Annotated in this window: 5 protein-coding genes; 3 read left to right on the top strand and 2 right to left on the bottom strand. The window is 65.3% G+C overall.

Annotated features, from left to right (window positions below):
* The 3 genes from WB785_RS18535 to WB785_RS18525 all read left to right on the top strand — a co-directional run.
* Positions 1-1,893: acyl-CoA dehydrogenase family protein (locus WB785_RS18535; RefSeq protein WP_424080756.1), on the top strand; the 1,893-nt coding region annotated here is incomplete at its 5' end.
* A gap of 274 nt (positions 1,894-2,167) precedes the next feature.
* A complete protein-coding gene (locus tag WB785_RS18530; RefSeq protein ID WP_424080757.1) occupies positions 2,168-2,875 on the top strand; it encodes a GAF and ANTAR domain-containing protein in 708 nt (235 codons plus the stop codon).
* An 18-nt stretch (positions 2,876-2,893) separates the two neighbouring features.
* A complete protein-coding gene (locus WB785_RS18525) occupies positions 2,894-3,640 on the top strand; it encodes a GAF and ANTAR domain-containing protein (protein WP_424080755.1) in 747 nt (248 codons plus the stop codon).
* Here WB785_RS18525 and WB785_RS18520 read toward each other — a convergent pair.
* Together WB785_RS18520 and WB785_RS18515 are read right to left on the bottom strand one after the other, a co-directional pair.
* Positions 3,637-4,437: a GAF and ANTAR domain-containing protein gene (locus WB785_RS18520; protein ID WP_424080754.1), complete on the bottom strand. Its 801-nt coding sequence runs from the start codon at positions 4,435-4,437 to the stop codon at positions 3,637-3,639. The two genes, WB785_RS18525 and WB785_RS18520, sit on opposite strands and share 4 nt — an antisense overlap.
* A gap of 37 nt (positions 4,438-4,474) precedes the next feature.
* The gene (locus WB785_RS18515; RefSeq protein WP_424080753.1) at positions 4,475-6,109 is read right to left on the bottom strand and encodes a fatty acyl-AMP ligase; all 1,635 of its coding nucleotides are present in this window, start codon (positions 6,107-6,109) and stop codon (positions 4,475-4,477) included.
* Between the last annotated feature and the right edge of the window lie 120 nt (positions 6,110-6,229).

The raw sequence follows: 6,229 nt of genomic DNA, 5'->3' as shown, positions 1-6,229 counted from the left end.
GTCGAAGAGGCCGCCAAAGCCCTGGTGCCCGGCCCGGTCGCGACGACGGCGCTGGCCACGCTGGTGGTCGCCGATCCGCAGCTGCGCGGCGCGCTGGCATCGGGCGAACGCACTGCCGGGGTGGCCCTCGACGCTGACGTCGAGTTCGATGACGCCACGTCGCGAGCCTCGGGCACGGTGTCGTGGGCGCTGGGCGCCGTCGCCGACGGCCTGCTGATCGTGCCGGCCGACGGAAAGTGGCTGCTCATCGACGCTGCCCTCAATGACGGTGTGGCGGTCGAGCCGCTGGGTGCCACTGACTTCTCCCGGCCGTTGGCGCGGGTGGAGCTGACGTCGGCCGCGGCCACTGTGCTGGATGCTGCTGCGGACCGGTTGGAAAACCTGGCCGTGACGGTGCTGTCCGCCGAAGCAGCCGGCATCGCCAGATGGGCGCTGGATACCGCCGTCGCCTACGCGAAGGTGCGCGAGCAGTTCGGCAAGCCGATCGGCAGCTTCCAGGCGATCAAGCACCTGTGCGCCGAGATGCTGTGCCGCGCTGAGCAGGTGGCCGTCGCGGCCGCCGACGCTGCCCGCGCCGCGAGCGACGACGACGACAGCCAGTTGGCCATCGCCGCGGCCATTGCCGCCGGCATCGCTATCGATGCGGTGAAGGCCAACGTCAAGGACTGCATCCAGGTGCTCGGCGGCATCGGCATCACCTGGGAGCACGACGCGCACCTGTACCTGCGGCGGGCCTACGGGATCGGGCAGTTCCTCGGCGGGCCGGCCCGCTGGCTGCGTCGCACCGCCGAACTGACCCAGGCTGGTGAGCGCCGTCGGCTGTCCATCGACCTGAGCGAAGTCGCCGACCTGCGACCACAGATCGCCGAAGCGATCGCCGGTATCGCCGCCCTGCCGGCGGAGAAGCGCCAAGCTGGTTTGGCAGAAGCCGGGCTGTTGGCGCCGCACTGGCCGGCGCCGTACGGCCGCGGCGCCGGACCGGCCGAGCAGCTGCTGATCGATCAGGAAATGTCGTCGGCGGGTGTGCCGCGCCCCGACCTGGTGATCGGCTGGTGGGCGGCACCGACCATCCTCGAACATGGCACGCCCGAGCAGATCGAGCGGTTCGTTCCGGCTACCTTGCGCGGCGAAATCTTCTGGTGCCAGCTGTTTTCCGAGCCGGGAGCCGGCTCGGATCTGGCATCGTTGCGTACCAAAGCGGTGCGCGTCGACGGGGGCTGGGAACTGACCGGCCAGAAGGTGTGGACGTCGTCGGCGCACAAGGCGCAGTGGGGTGTCTGCCTTGGTCGTACCGATCCAGATGCGCCGAAACACAAAGGGATCACGTACTTTCTGATCGACATGAGCTCGCCGGGAATCTTGATCCGGCCGCTGCGCGAAATCACCGGCGACGCATTGTTCAACGAGGTCTTTCTCGACGGTGTGTTCGTCCCCGACGAGATGGTTGTCGGCACAGTGAACGACGGTTGGCGGCTGGCCCGCACCACGCTGGCCAACGAGCGGATCGCGATGGCGCAGGGCACCGCGTTGGGTAACCCGATGGAACAGCTGCTCGCCGCGGCGGCGAAGGTCAATCTTGATGTCGCACAACAGGATCAGCTGGCACGATTGATCATCACCGCGCAGGTCGGCTCACTGCTCGACCAGCGCATCGCGCAGCTCGCTGTGGGCGGGCAGGACCCAGGGGCGGAGTCCAGCGTGCGCAAACTGATCGGGGTGCGTTACCGCCAGGCGCTGGCCGAATACCGGATGGATCTGGCCGAAGGGGCGGGCGTCGTCGAGGACAAGATCGTGCACGATTTCCTCAACACCCGCTGTCTGACCATCGCCGGCGGCACCGAGCAGATCCTGCTTACGGTGGCCGCCGAGCGGCTGCTGGGCCTGCCGCGCTGACGGCGGTGAGCGGTTGCGTCAAATGGGATGACGTTGGCTCGCACGATGTTCCGCAGCTTCTCCGACGCCGTCGACAGCGGTTTCTGAGAACACGGCGTCTAGCCCCCCTACGGGTGCGATCGGAGTAGGGTCAAACTGTCGGCGGCATCTCGAACATGACCGTACCTAGGGCATCTCGTCGCCGACTCGGAATAATTCGGCCTCTCCGGCTGAAGACAGGAACGTCTCCAATGACGCACTATGTCGAGCTAACTCCCAACTTGTTCGGTTAGTGGTGGCAATCCACCAGCAACTGCTCGCCGCCATCGATGGCCGCCGGGGGGGCAAAGCCGCCGACAGCCTTTGCGCGGCCTGTGTCGTGCTCTTCGACGTCGATGCCGCCGCCATCTCCCTCATCTTCGACGGGGCGACGGCCGGAACCCTCGGCTCGAGCGACGTAACCGGCCGCATGCTCGACGAGCTCCAGTTCACTCTGGGAGAAGGCCCGTGCCTCGATTCGATCAATCAACGGGCGCCGGTTCTGGTGGTCGACCTCGCCGACTCTGATGACCTCCGGTGGCCCGCTTTCGGTCCCGCCATGCTCGCCCACCAAATCCGCTCTGTGTACGCCGTGCCTGTGGTCGTTGCCGGCGAATACGTTGGAGCTCTTGACCTTTTTCGCCGCCAACCTGGCTATCTCGCCGACGAGAATTTGACCGGCGCCGCCGCCGCCGCCGAAATTGCCTCCATTCCGCTTCTGGACCTCCTCGACGGCGACTTCCAAGCCGCGGTCGCGGACCCGACCAGCAATGCCTGGGCCGAACTCAACGCGCTCTTGCGCGCTGAGGTCAGTCAGGCCACTGGCATGCTCGTGGCCCAGCTCGAGATCGACCCGGCCGAGGCCCTGGTACGACTTCGCGCGCACGCCTATGCCACCGGCCGCAGTGCTACCGACGTCGCCCGCGACATTCTTGACCGCCGACTCGAGCTCGAACCTGATTAAATCGCCGAGGAGGGCAATGTGACTAATACGCCCCGTGAAACCCGCGTCCTTGCCGCCGTGGTTAGCCTGGTCGACAGCCTGCTCGATGACTTCGACGTTGTTGACCTGCTCACCCAGCTCACGGAACGGTGCGCAGACCTTCTCGACGTTGAAGCTGCTGGTTTTCTCCTCGCGGACCCACTCGGTCAGCTTCGCCTTCTGGCCGCTACCTCCGAACAAGCCCGCGACGTCGAACTGTTCCAGCTTCAGGCCGACGAAGGCCCCTGCGTGGACTGCTATGCCACTGGCCAATCGGTTTCCGTCGCCGACGTGCGGGCCGAAACCGGTCGATGGCCTCAGTTCGCGAGGACGGCGCGCGACGCCGGCTTCGCATCGGTGCATGCCGTTCCAATGCGCGCGGCTGGCGCGGTCCTTGGTGCGCTCAGTCTGTTCGGCACCCGCCCGGGAGTGCTCAGCGACGCCGATCTGCTTGTCGCGCAAACTCTTACACATATCGCGTGCGTCGCGCTTGTTCAGGAGCATTCGCCTACGCCCTCGACTGTGCTGCCGCGGCTGAGAGCCGCACTTGCCAGCCGTGTCACCATCGAACAGGCCAAGGGCTTTCTCCGTGAACGACTCGATGTCGAAGTGGAAGAAGCTTTTTCCCTTCTGCGTGACTATGCCCGAAGTCGGAAGGAACATCTCACGGACGTGGCTGGGCGGTTGATGACAGACCGCGAATCCCGCCCGGCGCTTCTTGCCGCATTATCGGAACTCGCAGGCTAACCTCGCCGCGCCCGGGCCCGTCGCACAGCCTCCTCCACTAGCCGCTCTGCGAGGAGGTTGAGCTTGACGTTTTCCTTTTGGCTCATGTGTGCGAGGCGGTCGAAGGCGTCTGAGGCGTCAACCCCCGATCGAGCGCGGATGATCCCGATCGCCTGATCGATCACGGCCCGACTCACCAATGCCCGCTGGAGCCGCTCCGTCCGCTCCCGCGCACTATCCAATAGCAGTGCGTGGTACACCGACACCGCGGCCGGTCTTGCGAACTGCGATCCGAGCTGCACCGCATGATCTGCGAACGCGTCGCGACCATATGCATACGAGTTGATGGCACCGATGACCCGGTTGTCCACCACCAGCGGTAAGGCCAGCACGGAGTGCACCCCCATCCGGGCCACCCGCCCGCCGAAGTGCGGCCAACGGGGGTCGCTTCCGAGTGATCCGCTGACCGCCGGCCTCTGCGACTGCATGCTGGTTAGACAGGGCCCCTCATCGAGATCCTCGTATTGGGCGGCGTCGATCTCTTCGACGAACGCCGCAGTCACCGCCCAGGTTTGGACCCGCGGTCTGGGCTCGTTCGACTTGATCAAAGTAACGCCCACTCCGTCCACGCCCGGGATGGCCTGCGACGCGAACTCGGCCACATCTTGGAGGATCTCGCTTACCTGACGCGCGTCGGCCACGATCCCGGCCACGCCGCGCAGCCCCGCATGAAGATCAACCTCGTCCGCTTCGAGCTGCGCCCGTGATAGAGGGCGCTGGGGTGGCTCGCGACCAGGTTGGGCATCGTAGTCGGACATCGGTACGACCATTTTAGGCCGTTCGGCCGCAAGCCGATCAGTTAACCAACGCGAGCGCGTGTGCGCGCCGCAGCTTTCCCGACGGTGTCTTGGGGATCGTCCCGGGCGCTAGGACTACAACATTGCGAGGCCGCACATCGACCTCGGAGAACACCTCGTGTGCTACTTCACGTTCGATGCGGCGGACTTCGTCCGGCTGCTGCCAAGCCTTCGACTCGACCGCCACGGCGAAGCTCTCGCGCGACAGTTCGGCGTCCAACCGCACCGCCACAGCACAACCACGCCAGACCCCTGCCACCCGGGCACCAGCGCGCTCGATGTCGGTGGGGTAGATCTTGCGGCCGCCCATGATGATGACGTCCTTTACCCGGCCACAGACCACGATGTTGCCAGTCTCGGTCAGATACCCCAGGTCGCCGGTGTCGTACCAACCCTGATCATCTTGCGCCGCAACCAGACCTGCGACGGTGGCGTATCCCTCAGTCACCGATTCGCCGCGCACTTGGATAACGCCCACGCTGCGAGCCGAGAGCACGCTGCTGTCCTCGTCGACGATCCGCGCCTCCATTCCCTGCAGTGGCCGGCCAACGCAGGCCAACCGACGCGTGCGGCCTTTGGTCGCCGGGATTGCCCGATGCAGTACCGCCAGCAGGTCGGCGTCCACTTCGTCGATGACCATGCCCTCGCCGCACTCGGTGAACGAGACCGCCACCGTCGTCTCCGCCATCCCGTATGCGGGAACGATCGCCTCCGGCCTCAACCCGAACGGTGCGCCGGCGGAGCACAAACCCTCCACATCGGGAGGGTCCACCTGCTCCGCACCCGAGAGCGCCCACCGTAGCGACGACAGATCGAACTGGCCCGGTGTCGCCTGCCGACGCAGCCGCTTGGCTAACAGGTTGTAGGCGAAGTTAGGCGCGGCCGTCATGGTGCCCTTGTACTTGTCAATTAGCTTGGCCCACAGCAATACATCTCGCAGAAAATCTATCGGGGTAATCTTGACGAGCTCGACACCGTAGTACATCGGAACCGTCAGATAGCCCGTCATGCCCATGTCGTGGAAACAAGGAAGCCAGCTGACGATCACATCGGTGTCAATGTCCACATTCGCACCGGTGAACATTGCCTCGGCATTGGCGACGAAGTTCGCGTGGGTAATCCGGACCGCCTTCGGAGCCCCCGTGGACCCCGACGTCAACTGCAGAAACGCGACGTCGTGGTCGTCGGTGTTCACTGGGTCGATCGCGCGACCGTCGAGCAACTGCTCAATGGTCAGCACATTCATGCCCGACTGTGCCAGCAGAGGAACCGCAGACATGAACGGCTCCGAGACCAAAACCGCTCTCGCCTCGATCATTTTGATGACGGCGGCGGTCTCCTCGGCCCAACGTTGCAGGTCGGTTCGTGGGGTCGGCTGATGCAACATCGTGAGACTGGCACCGCGCATCCAGATGCCTTGAGCGGCGGGCGCGATCTCAACTGGAGCCCCAGCCAGTACGGCGACAGCATCGCCGTGCCCGACTCCTGCCGCGGCTAAGCCGCCGGCAACGTGACGGGCTCGCTGGTGAACCTCCACCCAGGTGTGCCGTATTGGTGCATCGGGCTCGCCAGTGACCATGCCCTTCAGACTCCATCGGGCGTTGATGAACATCGTCTCGGTAAAAGTGCTCATGAAATCCCTCTTGCGCCAGCGCGATCGCTCGGCCTGTTCGCCGCTGGGCGACTGACGGTGTGTCTCGCGCCCACGAGAACCGTTGGGAAGACGACGAGATGACCGGACAATGCCTGAGGA

Origin of the sequence: Mycobacterium sp. (genome assembly GCF_049585075.1) — a bacterium.
GTDB lineage: Bacteria > Actinomycetota > Actinomycetes > Mycobacteriales > Mycobacteriaceae > Mycobacterium.
This window is presented reverse-complemented; position numbering and strand designations above follow the sequence as displayed.